At 59.4% G+C, this 18,740-nt stretch carries 18 protein-coding genes; all 18 read left to right on the top strand.

Annotation, left to right across the window (positions count from 1 at the left end; translation table 11 throughout):
• Positions 1 to 18 precede the first annotated feature (18 nt).
• A complete protein-coding gene (locus tag DPQ25_RS08270) occupies positions 19 to 711 on the top strand; it encodes an Rnf-Nqr domain containing protein (RefSeq protein ID WP_112332697.1) in 693 nt (230 codons plus the stop codon).
• Positions 708 to 1,286 carry an Rnf-Nqr domain containing protein gene (locus DPQ25_RS08265; RefSeq protein WP_112332696.1) on the top strand — a complete coding sequence of 193 codons (579 nt, stop codon included), beginning with the start codon at positions 708 to 710 and terminating at the stop codon, positions 1,284 to 1,286. Before DPQ25_RS08270 ends, DPQ25_RS08265 begins: the two co-directional genes overlap by 4 nt.
• Positions 1,287 to 1,624: 338 nt before the next feature.
• Positions 1,625 to 2,086: a hypothetical protein gene (locus DPQ25_RS08260; RefSeq protein ID WP_112332695.1), complete on the top strand. Its 462-nt coding sequence runs from the start codon at positions 1,625 to 1,627 to the stop codon at positions 2,084 to 2,086.
• A gap of 43 nt (positions 2,087 to 2,129) precedes the next feature.
• Positions 2,130 to 2,984, top strand: a complete 855-nt coding sequence (locus DPQ25_RS08255; protein ID WP_112332694.1) for a TrmH family RNA methyltransferase — start codon at positions 2,130 to 2,132, stop codon at positions 2,982 to 2,984.
• 606 nt (positions 2,985 to 3,590) lie between these two features.
• Positions 3,591 to 4,127, top strand: coding sequence for a stage V sporulation T C-terminal domain-containing protein (locus DPQ25_RS08250; RefSeq protein ID WP_112332693.1), 537 nt, complete (start codon positions 3,591 to 3,593; stop codon positions 4,125 to 4,127).
• A gap of 155 nt (positions 4,128 to 4,282) precedes the next feature.
• Positions 4,283 to 4,786: a ribosome maturation factor RimP gene (locus DPQ25_RS08245; RefSeq protein ID WP_112332692.1), complete on the top strand. Its 504-nt coding sequence runs from the start codon at positions 4,283 to 4,285 to the stop codon at positions 4,784 to 4,786.
• Positions 4,779 to 5,915 carry a transcription termination factor NusA gene (nusA, locus tag DPQ25_RS08240; protein ID WP_112332691.1) on the top strand — a complete coding sequence of 379 codons (1,137 nt, stop codon included), beginning with the start codon at positions 4,779 to 4,781 and terminating at the stop codon, positions 5,913 to 5,915. The genes DPQ25_RS08245 and nusA overlap by 8 nt, the downstream gene beginning before the upstream one ends.
• A gap of 64 nt (positions 5,916 to 5,979) precedes the next feature.
• On the top strand, positions 5,980 to 6,252 hold the full coding sequence (gene rnpM / locus DPQ25_RS08235) for an RNase P modulator RnpM (protein ID WP_112332690.1): 273 nt from the start codon (positions 5,980 to 5,982) through the stop codon (positions 6,250 to 6,252).
• Positions 6,242 to 6,562: a L7Ae/L30e/S12e/Gadd45 family ribosomal protein gene (locus DPQ25_RS08230; protein WP_112332689.1), complete on the top strand. Its 321-nt coding sequence runs from the start codon at positions 6,242 to 6,244 to the stop codon at positions 6,560 to 6,562. The genes rnpM and DPQ25_RS08230 overlap by 11 nt, the downstream gene beginning before the upstream one ends.
• Positions 6,563 to 6,579: 17 nt before the next feature.
• Complete coding sequence (gene infB / locus DPQ25_RS08225; protein ID WP_112332688.1) at positions 6,580 to 9,126, top strand: translation initiation factor IF-2; 2,547 nt, start codon at positions 6,580 to 6,582, stop codon at positions 9,124 to 9,126.
• 293 nt (positions 9,127 to 9,419) lie between these two features.
• Positions 9,420 to 9,815, top strand: a complete 396-nt coding sequence (gene rbfA / locus DPQ25_RS08220; protein ID WP_112332687.1) for a 30S ribosome-binding factor RbfA — start codon at positions 9,420 to 9,422, stop codon at positions 9,813 to 9,815.
• On the top strand, positions 9,812 to 10,792 hold the full coding sequence (gene truB, locus DPQ25_RS08215) for a tRNA pseudouridine(55) synthase TruB (RefSeq protein ID WP_242978264.1): 981 nt from the start codon (positions 9,812 to 9,814) through the stop codon (positions 10,790 to 10,792). Before rbfA ends, truB begins: the two co-directional genes overlap by 4 nt.
• A 41-nt stretch (positions 10,793 to 10,833) precedes the next feature.
• Positions 10,834 to 11,745, top strand: coding sequence for a riboflavin biosynthesis protein RibF (ribF, locus tag DPQ25_RS08210; RefSeq protein WP_112332686.1), 912 nt, complete (start codon positions 10,834 to 10,836; stop codon positions 11,743 to 11,745).
• Positions 11,746 to 11,882: 137 nt separating this feature from the next.
• Positions 11,883 to 12,146 carry a 30S ribosomal protein S15 gene (gene rpsO, locus DPQ25_RS08205; RefSeq protein WP_112332756.1) on the top strand — a complete coding sequence of 88 codons (264 nt, stop codon included), beginning with the start codon at positions 11,883 to 11,885 and terminating at the stop codon, positions 12,144 to 12,146.
• Positions 12,147 to 12,403: 257 nt separating this feature from the next.
• Positions 12,404 to 13,003: a recombinase family protein gene (locus DPQ25_RS08200; protein WP_112332685.1), complete on the top strand. Its 600-nt coding sequence runs from the start codon at positions 12,404 to 12,406 to the stop codon at positions 13,001 to 13,003.
• A 274-nt stretch (positions 13,004 to 13,277) separates the two neighbouring features.
• Positions 13,278 to 15,449, top strand: a complete 2,172-nt coding sequence (locus DPQ25_RS08190; protein ID WP_112332683.1) for a GLUG motif-containing protein — start codon at positions 13,278 to 13,280, stop codon at positions 15,447 to 15,449.
• Positions 15,450 to 15,689: 240 nt separating this feature from the next.
• Positions 15,690 to 17,957 (top strand): polyribonucleotide nucleotidyltransferase, encoded by a 2,268-nt coding sequence (locus tag DPQ25_RS08185; RefSeq protein WP_112332682.1) that lies wholly within the window; start codon positions 15,690 to 15,692, stop codon positions 17,955 to 17,957.
• 201 nt (positions 17,958 to 18,158) lie between these two features.
• Positions 18,159 to 18,662, top strand: coding sequence for a YcxB family protein (locus DPQ25_RS08180; protein ID WP_177576949.1), 504 nt, complete (start codon positions 18,159 to 18,161; stop codon positions 18,660 to 18,662).
• Positions 18,663 to 18,740: the final 78 nt, after the last annotated feature.

Here is an 18,740-nt window from a genome sequence, read left to right as displayed (position 1 = left end):
AAAAAGGGGGGACACTGTATGGAAAACGCCGGAAGGGAGCCGGAAAAGGGCGGAACGTCCGGCCGCAGGGCCCGGCAGATCTTTGCGCATCGGATTCTTTTTGAAAACCCGCTGCTGATTGCGCTGCTGGGGCTTTACCCGGTGGCAGCGGCCTGCCACACGCTCAAAAACGCCCTGGAGCTTTCCGTGATGCTGGCGGTTCTGATACCGCCGGCGGCGGTGCTGTTTTGCTGCGTGGGCGGCAGGATCCCGCTGTGGCTGCGCCCGGCCGCGGTATTGGCCTGCAGCGCGGTGCTGTACCTGCCCGCCGCCGGCCTGATGGAGCTTATTTTTCCGGGCGCGGTCAATGAGCTGGGGATATTTGCCGGCCTGATGGTGTGCAATTCCATGATGCTCTCCCGCCTTACAGAGTATGCGCCCGGGCACAGCGGGCGCGAGGTGGCGGCGGATGCCGCCGGCTGCGCTTTGGGCTACTGCCTGATGATGTGCCTGACTGCCGCAATACGTGAGTTTATCCGCTTGGGCGGTGTGTGGAACGACAAGGGCGCCTCCTTTTTCGGCGTCACGGGAAAAAGTACGCTGGCGCCGTTTTTTGGTTTTCTGCTGGTGGGCTTTCTGGCGGCCATGGCGCAGCACATCAACCTGCGCCGTGAGGAGCGCGCGGCCCGCGTTCGCCGCCGGCAGGCCGGGAAGGAGGCGCCCCGGCTATGAATTGGATGGATATCCCGCTGTTTGCGTTTTTGGCGCTGGGCGCTGAAAATGTCCTCTTTACCGGGGGAGCCGGGCTCAGCAGGGCCATGCGGGCGGCCCGCCGCCCGGGCCTGACGCGTTGGTATGCGCTGTTTGTCACCCTGTTCGGAGCGGCAGTGATGGAGCTCTCCGTGCTCGTCAACCCGCTGCTGGAGTTCACGCCGCTGCCGGGTCTTTTCCGCCCGGCGGTGTTCGCGCTGCTCTGCGCCTTGCTCTACGCCGCCGCCGCTGCCCTGCTGCGGCGCTTCCGTCCCTCCTTTTACAGAAGGGTTTCGCCGGTGCTGTCCCCTGCGGCCATCAACTGCGTGGTGCTGTCGCTGCCGTTCTATCAAAGCAGCCTGGCGGCGGGGACGCTGGCTGCTCTGGGCTTCGCGCTGGGGACCGGGCTCAGCTTTTTGGCTGCCTCGGTTGTTTTGCGGGAGCTGCTTGCCAACAGCCGCCGCCGCGGCGTGCCGGAGGCGTTCCGGGGGACGCCGTTGATGCTGTTGGCCATTGGGCTCATCTCCCTGGCGTTTTTGGGCTTTCGGGGCATATAAGCTGAGTGCCGGGGGATAGAAAGATTTAAATAAAAAATGACATTTCTGCATGAAAGTGGTAGACTATAGGTACATGAAAGATGTTGCCTTTCGTGCAAAGGAATTCCCTGCCGGAGCGAGGATCCTCGTCCGGGCGGCCCGGACCGGTCATTTTCCCGGCGTGGCGGTTCAGGTTTAACGGGAGGACCCGAAAGGCGTTGAACCCCGGGCGGCTTGCCGCGCCGGTTATCCCTTCTTTTGCCCGGATCGGCCCGCGGTTTTGTGTGCGGCTGCCGGAATGGCCTGCCGGAGAGTGTTCTCCGGATCGAGCCTATTTTATAAATTAGGAGTGGTTTGTCTTGAGAAAAAAGCGTCTGGTTTTCAGCATGTTCGCCTGCCTGGCACTGGTGCTGGGCCTTGCTGCCTGCTCGGTCCGTACGCCGGTTACCGCCGAGGCCTTCAAAGGCGCGGCGGAGGAGTTGGGCTTTACGGTTGAGGATAAAAGCAGCTCCGCAGCGGGGACACAGGGGGTCAGAACCTATTATGTCTGTACAAACAGCGGCACAAACCAGGTTTTTTACCTGGGGTTTGACAGCAAGGAAGATTCCTATAGCTTTTATAATACCATTAAGGAGGGAATCGCCGGCAACGACCCGTCTGTGCAGACGGTGGTAGAGTCCGACAGCTACTGCCGCTACGTGTGCTCGGTGGGCGATACGGTCCACACCCTGGTGCGCATAGACAATACCTTTGTTTATACCACCGGGTCCTCCGCGGATAAGGCGGAGCTGGACGATCTGTTAAAGAAAATCGGCTATTGAGGCGGCTTTCCAATGGGTAAAGTAATCAAGTAAAGGATCAATCATGAAAGCAATCAAAAAACAGCGCATTTTTTCCCGCAATGCGGATTATCAAAAATTCGAGGTGCTTAAAACCAACCGTAACAAACGGCACCGTTATGGTGAATTTTTTGTAGAGGGTGTGCGCAACCTCAATGAGGCTGCCGCCTGCGGCTGGGAATTTGCCGCATTCCTCTACTCGTTTGAACGCCCGCTCTCCGGCTGGGCGCAGGATAAGCTGCAAAAGGTGCCCTGCGCGCTGCATTATGAGCTGACAAACGAACTGATGGATGCGCTCAGCGGTAAATCGGACACTTCGGAGCTGATGGCGGTTGTACGCATGCGCCGGAGCGGGCCAGAGGCCTTCCGCCTCAGCGAAGCGCCGCTGCTGGCCTTGTTTGACCGCCCCTCCAACCGGGGCAACCTGGGCACGCTCATCCGCTCCTGCGACGGCTTGGGGGTGGAGGGCCTGGTGTTGACCGGGCACGGCGTAGACCCCTACGACCCGGATGTAATTGTCTCGACGATGGGCTCGTTTTTTCGGATTCCCACCGTGCCGGTTGCGGAAAATGAGGCCGTGCTCCGCTGGATTGAGTGCCTGCGGAAGCGGTACCCGGGCTTTCAGGTGGTGGGCACCACGTCCCACCGCGAGAAAAATATCGACGAGCTGGAGCTTTGCCGCCCGACGCTTTTTATGATTGGAAACGAGACGGAGGGCCTTTGCAGCCGCTTGCGCGGCGCGTGCGACGTACTCGCCACCATCCCCATGGCGGCGGACTCGTTTGCCTCTTCGTTTAATGTGGCGTGCGCATCGACGGTGCTGTTCTATGAGGCGGGCCGTCAACGCGGCTTTCGCCGGTCGGAGAAGTTCGCGCGGTAAAATAAATACAGAAAAAGCATCGGGCTACGGCCCGATGCTTTTGTTTGTTGCTTTCAGTAGGAGAGCTTCCCGGCTTTACCGGGGATAAAAGCATTGGCAAAACGGGTTCAGCATATTGCCCGCCCGATAAGAATAATGTTGGCAGTAATTCCACTCGAGGGCTTGTAAAGGTTTAGGGGCGGGTGCAAAGCGGTTGAAAAGCGGTAATAGGAAGAATATTCCTTATAAACAAAGAAAGAGCTGTTTCTATGTTAAAAAATCTTAGGGCTGTGTGAAGCTGAGAAATATAAAAAATAGGCTTACGATTATCTTAAAATCAGCTATAATTTGTTACAGCTTCCTCTTTCGCGCATAGGGCCTGGAATCGTCAGTTAGGCCTACCAGGTAATCAACGCCGGTTTTATAAAAAGCGGCCTGAGCAGCCCCGCCTTTCCCTCCTCAAAACGCACAAAAAAACGCTGCAAAATTTTGGCAGTTATATTGACGGCTTTCTCCCGTATAGACAAGCTTTTCCTGCGGATAATAGTAGCGTCTATCCATTTTATCAATCACAATAAGACGGGGCGCGGCGCGCTCCGTTTGTATAGTTCGGGAGGGAATCAACAAGTGAAAGCTACAGGAATTGTCAGAAGAATTGACGATTTGGGCCGCGTGGTCATTCCGAAGGAAATCCGCCGCACCCTGCGTATCCGCGAGGGCGACCCCTTGGAAATCTTTACGGATGCACAGGGCGGCGTCATTTTTAAAAAATACTCGCCGGTGGGCGAGCTGTCCAACTTTGCCGCGCAATATGCCGAGGTGCTGGGGAAAATCTCCGGCCTGCCCACGCTTATTTGCGACCGCGACCATGTGGTGGCTGCCGCGGGCGTTTCGCGTAAGGAGTTTTTGGAGCGCCGCGTCACCCCGGAGATGGAGGATGCCATGCAAAGCCGCCGCAGCTTTGTCAGTAATGGGCGCAGCAGCTTTATCCCTGTGGAGGGCGTGGACCGCGCCGCTGCCATCGTCTACCCCATCATCGCGTCCAGCGACGTGACCGGCGCGGTGGTGATGCTGCAAGCCGAAAATGCCGCGGCGCCCGGGGAGCCGGAGACAAAACTTGCACAGACAGCGGCGGTATTTTTGGGCCGCCAGTTGGAGGAATAGCCGAAAATAGCCCTCGCGGCAGGCCTTGACAAGGGATTTTCCTGGAAAATGCTTGCATTTTGGGCGTTGGTGTGCTATACTACACCTAGAATAGTATGGAGGATGAAAGAGTGGGGCAACCCGCTCTTTTGTTTGTATTAAGAGGTGAAATCAACTTGGCAGGAAAGAAAAAAGGCGGTAATACCGTAGAGGCCGTGTGGCGCTTGGCAGAGCCCATCGCCCAAAGCCTGGGGCTGTCCCTGTGGGATGTGCGCTTTGAAAAAGAGGGCGTGCAGTGGTTTCTGCGGATATTTGTAGATAAACCGGAGGGCGTCGATATCGATGACTGTGTGGAGATGAGCCGGGCGGTTAACGACCCGCTCGACGAGCTGGACCCGATTGACTGCGCCTACTGTATGGAGGTGTGCTCGCCGGGGATGGGCCGCGAGCTGGTGCGGCCGGCGCATTTCAAGGCTTATCTGGGCAGCCCGGTGCAGGTGCGCGCTATCCGTCCGCTTGCGGACGGCCGCAGGGAGTTTACGGCGGTGCTCAAGAGTTATGAGGATGGCGTGCTGACCCTGCTGGACGGCGGGAACGAGCTGGCGCTGGCACAGAACACCCTGTCCAGAGTACGCCTGGCGGACGACGATTTTGTGGGAGGTTTTGAGGAAGATGAGTAACGAGATTTTTGACGCTCTGTCCTTGCTGGAGAAGGAGCGCGGCATACCGGTCGATTTTATGATGGATAAAATCAAGAAGGCAATTTTGACTGCTTGTAAAAACAGCTATGGCAACGACGACGCCACCATCGACGTCAACCCGGAAACCGGCGCCTTTGAGGTGCGGCTGAAGATGGTTGCCGTGGACGATGTTTACGAGCCCGGCCGTGAGATCGTGCTGGAAAAGGCACGGGAGATCGACCCCACTGTCGGCGTGGGCGACGATGTCTATGTGACGCTGAACACCAAAAAGTTTGGGCGCATTGCGGCCCAGACGGCGCGCAACATCATTCGCCAGGGCATCCGTGACGGCGAGCGCGGCCAGATGATGCAGGAGTTCCAGAGCAAGCACCAGGAGCTGGTGAGCGCCCTGGTAGAGCGCATAGATCCGCGCACCGGCGCCGCTACGCTGCGCATCGGCAAGGCGGAGGCGGTGCTGCCCAAGTCCGAGCAGGTGGGCGACGAGGTCATCCGCGAGGGCGACCATATCAAGGTCTATGTTGTGGATGTGCGTGAGACGGAGAAGGGCCCCCGCGCCATGATCTCCCGTACGCACCCCGATTTGGTCAAGCGCCTGTTTGAGACTGAGGTGCCGGAGATCTACGACGGCACCGTAGAGATCAAGTCCGTTTCCCGTGAGGCCGGTTCCCGTACCAAGCTGGCGGTGCTCAGCCATAACCCGGATGTGGACGCGGTCGGCGCCTGCATTGGGACGCGTGGCGCGCGGGTCTCCAACATTGTGGAGGAGCTTGGCGGCGAAAAAATCGATATTGTGGAATATGACGAGGACCCGGCGAAGTTCATCGCCGCGGCGCTGTCCCCTGCCACGGTGCTTTCCGTCACCGTGGCGGAGGACGGCTCCCACAGCTGCCGTGTGACCGTGCCGGACAGCCAGCTCAGCCTGGCGATTGGCAACCGCGGCCAAAATGTGCGGCTGGCGGCGAAGCTGACGGGTTGGAAGATTGACATAAAGCCTGAAAGCGGCTTCTTTGGCGAGGAGCCCGCCGCGCAGGAACCTGCGGCGGGCGCGGCCGGGGAAGAAGCGGCGGCTATGCCGGCGGAGCCGCCGGCTGAATCACCGGTGGAATAACCGGCGCTCAAAAAGCCCGGACGGGGCGGCCCGTGCCGCCATATGGAGGAAGGTGGTTGCTGTTATGCGTCCTAAGAAAATACCCATGCGTATGTGTACGGGATGCGGAGAAATGAAACCGAAAAAAGAGCTGGTCCGTGTGGTGAAGTCCCCTGAGGAGGAGATTTCGCTGGATCTGACCGGGAAAAAGCCGGGCCGCGGGGCCTATGTCTGCCCCGATGCGGAGTGCCTGAGGGCCGCCCGCAAGGCCAGGCGTTTTGAAAAGGCTTTTTCGTGCAGAATCCCAGACGAGCTGTACGACCATATGGAGGAGGAATTAAGGCAGCGTGAGCAATGAAAACCCCAGTCCGGTTTTATCCCTGCTCGGCCTGGCACGGCGCGCGGGCAGGCTTTCGCCCGGCTTCGACGCGGCGGCGGAGTCCATAAAAAGGGGAACGGCGAAGGTTGTGCTGCTCGCCGGCGACGTGTCGCCCCGGACGGCGAAAAAAATTGAGGCGGCAGCCGTGCAGAGCGGCGTGCCCGTCCACAGGCTGGCGGAGACCATGCAGCAGGCCGGCGCGGCCATTGGCAAAAAGTCTGCCGGCGTCCTCGCGGTGAACGACGACGGGTTTGCAAGAAAGCTAAGCGCCCTGTGCGCGGCTCAATGAGGAGGAATGATTCGACTATGATGATTAAGTATAGGGTCCATGAGGTCGCAAAAGACCTGGAAATTCCCAATAAGGACGTCATTGACGTGCTGAAGAATTATACCGGCGAGACCAAAAAGCATATGACGGCACTCACCGAGGACGAACTGGACCTGGTGTTTGAAAGCTTTACCCAAAAAAATAATATGGACTCCCTGGACGGTTACTTTGCCGAGGGAACCAAGCAGGAGGAACCGCTTGTGACGGTGGAACAGGAAGCAGCCCCGGCGGCGCAGGCACAGCCTGAGCAGGCCAAACAGCCGGCCCCAAAGGCCCCAAAGGCCCAAAAGGCCGCAAAGGCGCCGCAGGCGGAGCCCGCCCGGGCTCCTGGAAAAACGCAGGAGCAAAAGCCCGTGCAGCCGGCCCAGCAAGACGGGCAGCCGCAGCGCAAGGCCGTAAAGCCCGGCAAGATTACCCCCGTGCGCCCGCGGCCCGAGGCACAGCAGGGCCAGCAAGCGCAGCAGAACCAGCAGCGGCGCCCCGCGCCCGCGGCCCAGGGAACGGCCCAGAGCAGCGCTGCCCCGCGCGGCGGCGAGGGCTATGCCCGGCGCAGCGAGGGCCGCGTGGTGGACACTCGCTCGTCCAATGTGGAGCTGGAAAAATATAATGAGAAATATGACCGCCTGGCCTCTGAAAAGGTCAAGGTGGAAAACGTGGTGCAGAAGCAGAAGCTGACGCAGCGCAGCAGCCAGTACCGCGGCAAGCCGCGCAACGCCCGCCGGGAGACCGAGGCCGAACGCCTGCGCCGTATTGCGCAGGAGCGCAAGCAGAAGAAGCTCACTATCCAGGTGCCGGATGAGATCACAGTAGGCGAGCTCGCGCTGCGCCTGAAGGCGACGGCGGCGGAGGTCATTAAAAAGCTGATGGGCCTCGGCGTGTTTGCCAGCATCAACGACGCCATTGATTTTGACACGGCCAGCCTGGTCGCCATGGAGTTCCACGCCAAGGTGGAAAAAGAGGTGGTTGTGACCATTGAGGAGCGGATTATTGACGACAGCGAGGACGACGATGCCAACCTGACGCCGCGCGCGCCGGTAGTGGTTGTTATGGGCCACGTCGACCACGGCAAGACCTCCCTTCTCGACCGCATCCGCAACACCTCCGTCACCGCGACGGAGGCCGGCGGCATCACCCAACACATCGGCGCCTACCGCGTCAAACTCAACGGCCGCGACATCACCTTCCTGGATACCCCGGGCCACGCCGCGTTTACGACCATGCGCGCCCGCGGCGCTCAGGTAACGGACATCGCCGTGCTGGTAGTAGCCGCGGACGACGGCATCATGCCGCAGACCATTGAGGCCATCAACCATGCCAAGGCGGCGGGCGTCAGCATCATTGTCGCCATCAATAAGATGGATAAGCCGGGCGCGAACCCCGACCACGTGCTCCAGCAGCTCACCGAGCACGAGCTGGTGCCCGAGGACTGGGGCGGCGACACGCCGTGTATCCCGGTTTCCGCGCTCAAGGGCGACGGCATCGACGACCTGCTGGAAATGATTACGCTGGTAGCCGACATGAAGGAGCTCAAGGCTAACCCGGACCGCGCCGCCAAGGGCACGGTTATTGAGGCGCGGCTGGATAAGGGCCGCGGGCCCATTGCCACCATGCTGGTGCAGAACGGCACCCTGAATATCGGCGACGTCATTGTGGCAGGCACGGCTGTCGGTCGTGTGCGCGCCATGACCGACGAAAACGGGCGGCGCATCGAGGCCGCCGGCCCGAGCGTCCCGGTTGAGATTACCGGCCTGGGCGACGTGCCCTCCGGCGGCGATATCTTTAACGCCGTTTCGGATGAGCGCCTGGCCCGCGAACTGGTCGAACAGCGCCGTTCCGAGGAAAAGGAGGAGCGTTTTAACGCCCAGACTAAGATTACGCTGGATAACCTCTTCGACCAGATGCAGCAGGGGGATATGAAGGAGCTCAAGATCATCGTTAAGGCCGACGTTCAGGGCTCTGTTGAGGCGGTGCGCCAGTCGCTGGAGAAGCTCTCCAACGAGGAGGTGCGCGTCAATGTCATTCATGGCGGTGTCGGCGCCATCAATGAGTCCGACATTATGCTGGCGGATGCCTCCAATGCCATTGTCGTGGGCTTCAATGTGCGGCCTGACCCGATTGCGGAGGAAAACGCCAAGCGCGATGGCGTCGACATGCGCTTGTACCGCATCATTTACGATTGCATCGAAGAGATCGAATCCGCGCTGAAGGGCATGCTGGCGCCGAAGTTCCGCGAGGTACTGCTGGGCCGTGCGGAGGTGCGCGAGGTGTATAAGATCAGTAACGTGGGCACCATCTCCGGCGCTCACGTCGTCAGCGGTAAAATCCAGCGCAACGCTGAAATCCGCGTGGTGCGCGACGGCATCGTTGTCGCTGAGGATAAAATGGCCTCCCTGCGCCGCTTTAAGGATGACGTCAAGGAAGTGGCGGACGGTTACGACTGCGGCATCGGCCTGGAGCGCTTCTCCGACATCAAGGAGGGCGATATTTTGGAGGCCTTCATCATGGAGGCATATCAAGAGGCCTGAGCGCGGGACTTGCGTTATAACGCCTTATAAACGGGAGCCATACATGAAAAACAGCTGAAATGGGAACCCTGAAAGGGACCTGCGCTGTAATGAAAAAATAAAGCGGCGGGCGCACACAGCGCCGGGTCGCCGGAACGCCGGCCAATGGGCCTTCGGCCCGGATGTGCGCCCGCCGTAGCCGGTTTACCCGGCGCTTCTTAGCTTGCCGGCCGCCGGGCCGCCGCCCGCTGCGGGGCAGGGCGTCCCGGCACAGGATGAATGGTAATTCGCTTTTGGCGAGGAGGAAATTTACTATGCCGAGCCATAGAATGGAACGAACAACAGAGGATATCCGGCGGGAGATTACCGCCATTTTAAGAGAAGTAAAGGACCCGCGTGCGCAGGGGCTTATCAGCGTTGTGCGTGTAGAGGTCACCAACGACCTCTCCTACTGCACGGTTTATGTCAGCGCCATGGAGGGCCTGGAGCGTGCCAAGGAGGCCGTCAAGGGCCTGAAATCCGCCGCGGGATTTATCCGCCGTGAGCTGGGGCGCCGCCTGTCCCTGCGCCACACCCCGGAAATGCTGTTCCGCGCTACGGATTCCATTGAGTACGGCGCGAACATCAACCGCCTGCTCAACGGCCTGGAGAGCGGACGGACCGCGCCCGCGGCCGGAGAAGAAAAGCCCTCCGGGGAGGGCGGCGCGTGACGGCTGGCATACCCGCGGCGCCGGATGCGTTTAACGGCGTGCTGATTGTCGACAAGCCCGCGGGCTTCACCTCTTTCGATGTGGTGGCGGTGCTGCGGGGGCTGACCCGGCAGAAAAAAATCGGCCATACCGGCACGCTGGACCCAATGGCAACCGGCGTGCTGCCGTTGCTGCTGGGTACGGCGGCAAAGGCGGAGTCGCTTCTGCCCGACACAGACAAGGCCTATGAGGCGGATTTTCAGCTGGGCGTTGAAACCGATACGCAGGACAGCACCGGGGCTGTCCTGCGCGAAAGCGGCAGCCCGGCTTCCCGCGGGCAGGTAGAGTCGGCGCTGGAGCGCTTTCAGGGGGAGCTTATGCAGCTGCCCCCCATGTACTCGGCGGTGCGCCAAAACGGACGGCGGCTCTACGAGCTGGCCCGGGAGGGCAAGGTGGTGGAACGCCTGCCGCGCCCGGTGGTTATCCGTGAGGCGAAATTGCTGGCATACGATGCACAGAGCCGGCGCGGCAGGCTCTTCCTCGTTTGCTCCAAGGGCACCTATGTGCGTTCGGTGATTGCGGACCTCGGCGCGGCGCTGGGAACCTTTGGCATGATGACGGGGCTGCGGCGCACGCGGGCCTGCGGCTTTACCCTGGAGGATGCGCAGCCGCTTGAGCGCCTGCGTGCGGAGGGGGCCGGGTATGCTGCCGGTTGCCTGCTGCCGGTTGACCGGCTGTTTTCCCGCCTGCCTGCCGTTGCGGTGACCGGCCCGCAGGCGCGGCGCTTTTGCAATGGCGGCGGCTTGTCGCTGGAGCGTACCGCGCTGGCCGGCAGCCGGCAGCCCGGCCTCCGCGTGCGGGTTTACGGTTCCGCAGACAGCGGCGCAGTAAACAGCGGCCCGGAGCCGGGGAATGCGTTTCTTGGCCTGGGAGAGGTGGACGCCGCCGGGGAGCAGCTCGGCGTGTGCAAGCTCTTCCGTACGGCTGTGCCGCGGTAAGCGTTGCTTTTTTCGGGAAATCAATAGACAGAGGTTTGAAAATGATGAAGCGGTTTCAGGAATTAACTTGCTCACAGGGGCCCTCCGCGGTGGCGCTGGGCTGCTTTGACGGGCTGCATACCGGGCATGTCCAGGTTCTGCGCGCGGCGCGGGCCCCGGGGCTGGTTGCTTCGGTGCTGACGTTTCAGCCGGATATTCTGCGGGACGGCAAGGATGCCCCGGCGCTTTTGTCGCAGGCGCGCAAAATGAGCCTGCTTGAGGGCATGGGGATTCAACAGTGCTGGCAGCTGGCCTTTTCGGATATCCGCGACATGAGCGCGCGGCAGTTTGTGCAGCAGGTACTGCGGGACGTATGCCGGGCCCGGCGGGTGTGCTGCGGCTTTAATTTTCACTTTGGCAAGGGCGGCGTGGGCGACAGCGCGTTGCTGAGGGAGCTCTGCGCGGAGGAAAAAATTGAGGTGGTGGTAGTGCCTCCGGTGGAGGTGCTGGGGGAACCGGTCAGCTCCACGCGCATCCGCGGCCTGCTGCAGGCTGGGGACGCAGCGGCGGCCAACCGCCTGCTGGGCCACCCGTTCTGCGTGGACTTTCAGGTCATCCATGGCCGCCGCCTGGGCCGCCGCCTGGGCTTTCCCACCATTAACCAGGTGTTTCCGGACGGCTTTCTGCTGCCGCGCTTCGGGGTGTATGCCTCGGTGACCGAGCTGAATGGGGCCGCTTATTACGGCGTTACCAACATTGGGGTCAAGCCCACCGTGGGCGCGGACAGGCCGCTTTCTGAGACCTGGCTGCCCGGCTACCGGGGCCCGGAGGTCTACGGTGAGCGCCCGGCGGTGGAGATCCTGGAATTTATTCGCCCGGAGCGGAAATTCGACAGTCTGGAAAGCCTGCGCGCGCAAATTTTTCAAGACGGTGAAACCGCGCGAAAAATAGTTTACAAAGCCCGGAGCGTGTGATATAATAAAAAAGCTGCAACGGAAAATCCGGCGGCACATACTACCCATCCACGGACCAGGGGAAAAGCCCTTTCTTGGGGACACACCCGCCCTGCTCTGTGAACCGGGCAAATGAGAAAGAAAAGGTGGATTTTACTATGCTGAAAGAAGAGAAAGACGCAATTATTAAGGAGTATGCAACCCACGAGGGCGACACAGGCTCCCCTGAAGTACAGGTTGCCATTCTGACCAAGCGCATCAACGACCTTACCGAGCATTTGAAGGACCACATGAAGGACCATCACAGCCGCCGCGGCCTGCTGAAAATGGTTGGTAAGAGAAGAAACCTGCTCAATTATTTGCAGAAGATTGACATTGAGCGCTACCGTGCGTTGATTGCACGCTTGGGCATCCGTAAATAATTCTGGCGTTCGAGAAACTAAAAGCCGTCCCAAATGGGGCGGCTTTTTTGCGCCCTGTTTCAGGTGGGCGGAAGCGGGGCTATATGCGGGCGGGCTGTGAGGCCTGCTCTTTTTTATTGCTTCAGGCTGAATACGCCCTTGCTTTTACCAGGGGCAAGGTTGGCGGATGAAGCGCTAAAATCAACGGCTGCTTATTTTTGTTGAATGGGAGGGAATGCTGTTAAGATGAAATTATATTTTAACAGGAGGGTTCATTAATGGGGAAGCAATTTGGATATGTACGGGTTTCGTCGAAGGACCAGAATGAAATCCGCCAGCTCAATGCGCTGGCGGCGTTCGGGATCCCCGAAACAAATGTGTATATGGATAAGCAGAGCGGTAAAAATTTTGACCGCCCGGCCTGGAAGCAGCTGGCAAAAAAATTAAAACCCGGCGACCTGCTGGTGGTCAAGTCCATTGACCGTCTCGGCCGCAATTATGATGAAATTTTAGAGCAGTGGCGCATTGTTACCAAGGAAAAAGGAGCCCATGTCGTAATCATGGATATGCCGCTGCTGGACACACGGGTCAAGGGCAGGGATCTGACCGGGACATTTATTGCAGACCTGGTGCTTCAGATCCTCTCCTATGTGGCTGAGACGGAGCGGAACAATATCCGTCAGCGGCAGGCGGAGGGAATTGCGGCGGCAAAGGCGCGCGGCGTCCAGTTCGGGCAGCAAAAAAAGCCGCTGCCGCCCGGGTTTGAGGAAATGCGGCAGCTATGGGCGCAGGGTAGGGTCTCCGTCAGGGAGGCTGCCCGCAGGCTGGATATGTCTTATACCACGTTTTACCGGCGCTGCACGGAACAATCGGCCTGATGCGGCAGAATCTTTTTTATTTTTTTGTTTCAAAAGGTAGACTTTGTAAAACAGCGTTTTTTTGACTCGGATTTTTACATATTGCCAAAGGCTTTTTCCGCTTCAATAACAGGAAAAATACCGGATTTCGGGCCGCGGGCCCTCTGTCTGTGCGGGGCCGTGCTGATCTATTCCCTCCGGCACGCTTTTACCTTCAGCATACATGTGATAGTATAGCATACCCGTTTAAAAAAGTCTGCTTTGGGAAACAGCAAAGTAAAAAGGAGGAGGTTCCATGAAGGAAAGAAGCAGAAAAATTTCTGCAATATTCCTGGTGTTTTGCCTGCTGTTTTCCGTTGTAACGGGCTCCGCGATGGCCGCGGCGCCGTCGGACGGCGTGCCGGAGGGCTACACCGCCATTACCAATGAAGCAGAGCTGCGGGCAATTGCCGGTGATATGGACGGCAAGTATATCCTGATGAACGACATCACGCTTTCAGCCGATTGGACGCCGCTGGGCCTGGGAGACAGCCAGGCCCGTGAGGTGGAAGAGTTTACCGGTACCGCCTTTACCGGCGTATTGGACGGGAACGGCAAAACCATTACAGGCATGAGCTGCACGCTGCCGTCATACATTATGGTAGGTATGTTTGCGCAAAACAAAGGCGTCATTCGTAACCTGACGCTGAAGGATGCGGACATCAACGGCCGTACCTGGGTAGGCGGCTTTGCGGGCGTCAACAGCGGCGTCATTGAAAACTGCACGGTCACCGGCAGCACGGTCGCCGGCCGCGAGGGCTCGGCACCGGCGCAGGAGTACAATTATGTTGGCGGCTCCCAGATCGGCGGCCTTGCCGGCTGGAACCAGTCGGGCGGCGCCATCTCAAAGAGCGCGCTGCTGGAGTCGTCCGTACACGGCAACCGCTATGTCGGCGGTATTGCGGGCGTCAATAACGGGCAGATTTCTCAGACCTTTGTGCGGGACTGCACCAGAGAAGAGGGAAATTGGATCGGATCCAAATATTATAAGGATAATTCCGCCGCCTCAAATGCGCTGAAGATGCATTTAAATTACCTGATCACGCTGGTGAACAGCGGACAGGCCAGCGGAACAAACGCCCCCTATATGTACACGGGCGGTCTGGTCGGCGCAAACCAAAGCAACAATGGAACGGGTACCGTTCAAAACTGCTATGTGACAAACACGCAGATTAACGCGATTGACGCGTTTGGGGAGTTGATTGGCGTAAACTGGGGCAAGGTTGTTAACTCCTATTCCGCAGAGAACGGTTTGGCCTACTATAATTATTTCAGTAACAGCCAGATTAACTGGACGCCGGATTATGCCAGCCGAAACCTGTATAACAGCGGCGGAACGGTCACGGGCGTACATTACTATGCGTCCTCAAGCCTGGATTTGAGGGGCGCGGGAACGAAGCACTACAGTGGCGCCGGGATGAAAGAGCAGGCAACCTATGCCGGCTGGGACTTTACAGGCATCTGGACCCTCGGCAGCGAGGCGGCGATCAACTACGGCTATCCGGTGTTCGGTGTGACGGAAGCCGGGCCGGAGGCCCCGGCAGAGGAAGAGCTGGCGGAGCTGCTTGAAGGGAACGCGGTGAAGATCGATTGTACGAATGAAGCTGTTTCCCATGCGGACCGGACCTACGGCCTGCTGGCGGGCGGCTATACGGCAGGCGCGGTCCAGGGCGATGCGCAGAGCGGCTACACCTGCACGGTAACAGTGAGCCCAGCGAAGTATGTGGAGCAGTATGGCAAGGACACGGGCGCAGCGCATGTGCTGGCGCCGGAGAGCCAGGGCAGCAGGGACATTGTGCTGGAATACGACCAGGACGCCAAGGCCTGGAGGGTTCAGGCAGATACGGCCCCGGCGGTCTATACGGTGGTTTGCGAAACACCGGCGGTGACGCCGGAGGGCCCGGCAGAGGAAGAGCTGGCGGAGCTGCTTGAAGGGAACGCGGTGAAGATCGACTGCACGAATGAAGCTGTTTCCCATGCGGACCGGACCTACGGCCTGCTGGCGGGCGGCTATACGGCAGGCGCGGTCCAGGGCGATGCGCAGAGCGGCTACACCTGCACGGTAACAGTGAGCCCAGCAAAGTATGTGGAGCAGTACGGCAAGGACACAGGCGCAGCGCATGTGCTGGCGCCGGAGAGCCAGGGCAGCAGGGACATCGTGCTGGAATACGACCAGGACGCCAAGGCCTGGAGGGTTCAGGCAGATACGGCCCCGGTGGTCTATACGGTGGTTTGCGAAACACCGGCGGTGACGCCGGAGGGCCCGGCGGAGGAAGAGCCGGGCGATCCGGACAATCCGGAAGACCCGCAGCCCCCCGTGCAGACGGGCGAAAACAGCCCGGCGGCATGGAGCCTGGCCTTGATAGGAACGGCCTGTGCCGCGGGTGCGGCGGCCCTGGCGCTTCGCAGAAGAGCGGTTCAGCGCTAAGCTGATCTGTTCCGGCTGGAAGGCCGGGCGAGATTCAATTTGATTACAAGACTAAAACCTTCTCAATCCCCAGCGGAGCTTTCCGCTGGGGACCATTTTTTTACGGATTTCTAAATATTTTTCGGTAAGAAATCCAAAAAAGACTATAAATTGATGCAATGGTATGGTATTATTATAAAAAATAAAGGAATCAAGGAATTTGGCCCGGCTATAGCGAGGGGCCAAACTGGAGGAAACAGTATGTTTGAAAATTTTAAAGTCTTTGAGACCGACTTCGCGGGCCGCCCGCTGGTGGTTGAAACCGGAAAAATGGCGGGCCTGGCGAACGGCGCCTGTCTAGTGCGCTACGGCGAGACCGTGGTGCATGTGGCGGCGACGGCATCGGCAAAGCCCCGTGACGGCATCGATTTCTTTCCGCTTTCCGTCGATTTTGAGGAAAAGCTCTATTCGGTGGGCAAAATACCGGGCTCGTTTCTGAAGCGGGAGGGCCGCCCCAGCGAAAAGGCCGTCCTGACCAGCCGGGTGATTGACCGCCCCATCCGCCCGCTGTTCCCCAAGGATATGCGCAACGATGTGTCCATTGTCTGCACGGTGATGAGCGTGGACCACGACTGTTCGCCTGAAATCGCCGCCATGGTGGGCACCTCTATTGCGCTTTCCATCTCCGACATCCCCTGGAACGGTCCCATTTCCGGCGTCTCCGTGGGCATGGTGGACGGCGAATATATCATCAACCCCACAGCGGAGCAGAAAAAGGCCAGCCGCATGGCGGTGACCGTTGCCTCTACCGGCAGCCGCATCGCCATGATCGAGGCCGGCGCCGACATTGTGAGCGATGAGGAAATGTATAACGGCATCATGGCGGGCCATGAATACAACCAGAAGATTATCGCCTTTATCAAGGAAATCCAGGCGCAGATCGGCAAGGAAAAGTTTACCTACGATGCCGTGCATGCCAGCGATGAAATGCAGGACGAGGTCCGCGCCTTTGCCCTGGCGGACATCTGCAAGGCATTGGACACCGACGACAAAACCGTACGCGACGCCCGGCTTAAGCCCATTTACGATGCCGTGCATGAGAAGTTTGACGAAAAATACCCCGGCCAGGAGGCGCAGCTGGAGGAGTGCCTGTACAAGACGCAGAAATATGTGGTGCGCCGCTGGCTGCTGGACGAGCAGAAGCGTGTGGACGGCCGCGGCATGAATGACATGCGCCCGCTGGCGGCGGAAATTGACCTGCTGCCCCGTGTGCATGGCTCCGGCATGTTTACCCGCGGACAGACGCAGGTGCTCACGGTGGCGACGCTGGGCCCGGTGAGCGACCAGCAGATGCTCGACGGCATCGATGATGAAGAGTTCAAGCGCTACATGCATCAATATAATTTCCCCTCCTACTCCGTGGGCGAAACCCGGCCCAGCCGCGGCCCCGGCCGCCGCGAGATTGGGCACGGCGCGCTGGCTGAGCGCGCGCTGCTGCCGGTTATCCCGCCGGTGGAGGAGTTCCCCTATGCGCTGCGCCTTGTTTCAGAGGTGCTCAGCTCCAACGGATCCACCTCACAGGCGTCCATCTGCGGCAGCACGCTGGCGCTGATGGCTGCGGGCGTACCGATTAAGGCGCCGGTCGCGGGCATCTCCTGCGGCCTGATCACCGAGGGCTCCCGCTGGATGACGATGGTGGACATCCAGGGCCTGGAGGATTTCTTCGGCGACATGGACTTTAAGGTCGCGGGTACAAAGGAAGGCATCACAGCCATTCAGATGGACCTGAAGATCGACGGCCTCACGCCCGAGATGGTCAAGGAAGCTCTGGAGAAGACCCATGCGGCGAGAAATTATATCATCGACGCGGTCATGAGCAAGGCGATTGCAGAGCCGCGCAAGGAGCTCTCCAAATATGCGCCGAAAATGCTCACCATCGTCATTCCGGTGGATAAAATCCGCGAGGTCATTGGCACGGGCGGCAAGGTTATCCAGAAAATCTGCGCCGAGTGCGACGTCAAAATGGATGTCGAGGAGGATGGGCATGTGTATGTTTCCGGCCTGGATCTCGACAACTGCCAGCGTGCCATCACAATTATCGACACCATTGTCAACGATCCGGAGCCCGGCTCGTTCTATAACGGCAAGGTCACCCGGCTTATGGATTTCGGTGCCTTTGTGGAGATTGCGCCCGGTAAAGAGGGCCTGGTCCACATCTCCCGCCTGGATGTCAAGCGCACGGAAAAGGTCACGGACGTGGTCAATGTGGGCGACGAAATTGTGGTCAAGGTACTGGAGATTGACGACAAGGGCCGCCTAAACCTTTCACGCCGGGATGCACTGATTGAGATCGACGGCCTTACGCCGGAAAACGAAATTTCCGACGCGCCGCGCGGCCCCCGCCGCGACAGCCGCGACAGCCGCGACCGCAGGGACGATCGCCGTTATGACCGCCGCTCGGACCGCAGGGACGACCGCCCCCGCGCCAGCAACGGCTTTATTGCCAACACCAACCAGCCGAAGGAATAAAGCTCTGCGTTCAGAAAAATAGTGCCTGTAAGCAGGCTGCGCCGTAAATCTGCCGCGCAGCCTGCTTTTGTACGCCCTGAATTTCGGCAAGGGGCTTGACAATAGGCGCTGAAAGTGGCTTAATAAACGTGACGAATGGCCGGCGCCGCCCTTTTCCGCATGGAAAAAGCGGAACCGGCTGAGAGGATAGGGGATTGGGCAATGAAAAATCTATATGAAAACCGCTGCCGCTATACGCGGGTGTGCCTGGAGGAAATGGTCCGGGCGACCCAGAAAACCTCATCAAAGGTGTATTCGGTGGTGTTTTTGGTTCTGTTTGCCGGCGCGGGGGTAGCAAACTGGGTTCTGGAGGGCTTTTCGTTTTTTTCGCTCCTTTTCTTTTTTGCGGCCGCCGCGTTGGGGGTTGTTTACTACAGGCTCCCGGCCAAGCAGGCCCGCGCGCTCTACCAGAGCCACCAGGAGCGGTACCATGCGGAGGTGGAGACCGAGGTCTCTTTTTCCGACGGGGAGTTTACTCTGTACAACAGGCAGAGCGGCGGGAAGGTCTCCTGCCAGTACAGCCAGGTGCAAAAGGTGAAGGAGACCAAACGCCTATGCATACTGCTGCTGCCGAAAAACCTGGCTGTTTTAGTGGATAAGGAGGGCTTTTCCAGGGGAACTTGGGCGGATTTCCGTGCGTTCATCCGGCAGAAAACCGGGAAGTAAACGCCCCCTGTCGTTCGCTGCAAGGGCCGGAAAAGCTTGGGGAGTCCCGGCCTTTGAATATATACGCAGAAAGGATGC

Source organism: Hydrogeniiclostridium mannosilyticum, from assembly GCF_003268275.1.
GTDB classification, from domain to species: domain Bacteria; phylum Bacillota; class Clostridia; order Oscillospirales; family Acutalibacteraceae; genus Hydrogeniiclostridium; species Hydrogeniiclostridium mannosilyticum.
This window is presented reverse-complemented; position numbering and strand designations above follow the sequence as displayed.

Coding starts and splice junctions, on each gene's coding strand:
- DPQ25_RS08190 (WP_112332683.1), top strand. CDS start 13,278: ATGAAGGAAAGAAGCAGAAAAATTTCTGCAATATTCCTGGTGTTTTGC.
- DPQ25_RS08270 (WP_112332697.1), top strand. CDS start 19: ATGGAAAACGCCGGAAGGGAGCCGGAAAAGGGCGGAACGTCCGGCCGC.
- infB (WP_112332688.1), top strand. CDS start 6,580: ATGATGATTAAGTATAGGGTCCATGAGGTCGCAAAAGACCTGGAAATT.
- ribF (WP_112332686.1), top strand. CDS start 10,834: ATGATGAAGCGGTTTCAGGAATTAACTTGCTCACAGGGGCCCTCCGCG.
- DPQ25_RS08255 (WP_112332694.1), top strand. CDS start 2,130: ATGAAAGCAATCAAAAAACAGCGCATTTTTTCCCGCAATGCGGATTAT.
- rbfA (WP_112332687.1), top strand. CDS start 9,420: ATGCCGAGCCATAGAATGGAACGAACAACAGAGGATATCCGGCGGGAG.
- rnpM (WP_112332690.1), top strand. CDS start 5,980: ATGCGTCCTAAGAAAATACCCATGCGTATGTGTACGGGATGCGGAGAA.
- DPQ25_RS08200 (WP_112332685.1), top strand. CDS start 12,404: ATGGGGAAGCAATTTGGATATGTACGGGTTTCGTCGAAGGACCAGAAT.
- DPQ25_RS08265 (WP_112332696.1), top strand. CDS start 708: ATGAATTGGATGGATATCCCGCTGTTTGCGTTTTTGGCGCTGGGCGCT.
- DPQ25_RS08185 (WP_112332682.1), top strand. CDS start 15,690: ATGTTTGAAAATTTTAAAGTCTTTGAGACCGACTTCGCGGGCCGCCCG.
- nusA (WP_112332691.1), top strand. CDS start 4,779: ATGAGTAACGAGATTTTTGACGCTCTGTCCTTGCTGGAGAAGGAGCGC.
- rpsO (WP_112332756.1), top strand. CDS start 11,883: ATGCTGAAAGAAGAGAAAGACGCAATTATTAAGGAGTATGCAACCCAC.
- DPQ25_RS08180 (WP_177576949.1), top strand. CDS start 18,159: ATGAAAAATCTATATGAAAACCGCTGCCGCTATACGCGGGTGTGCCTG.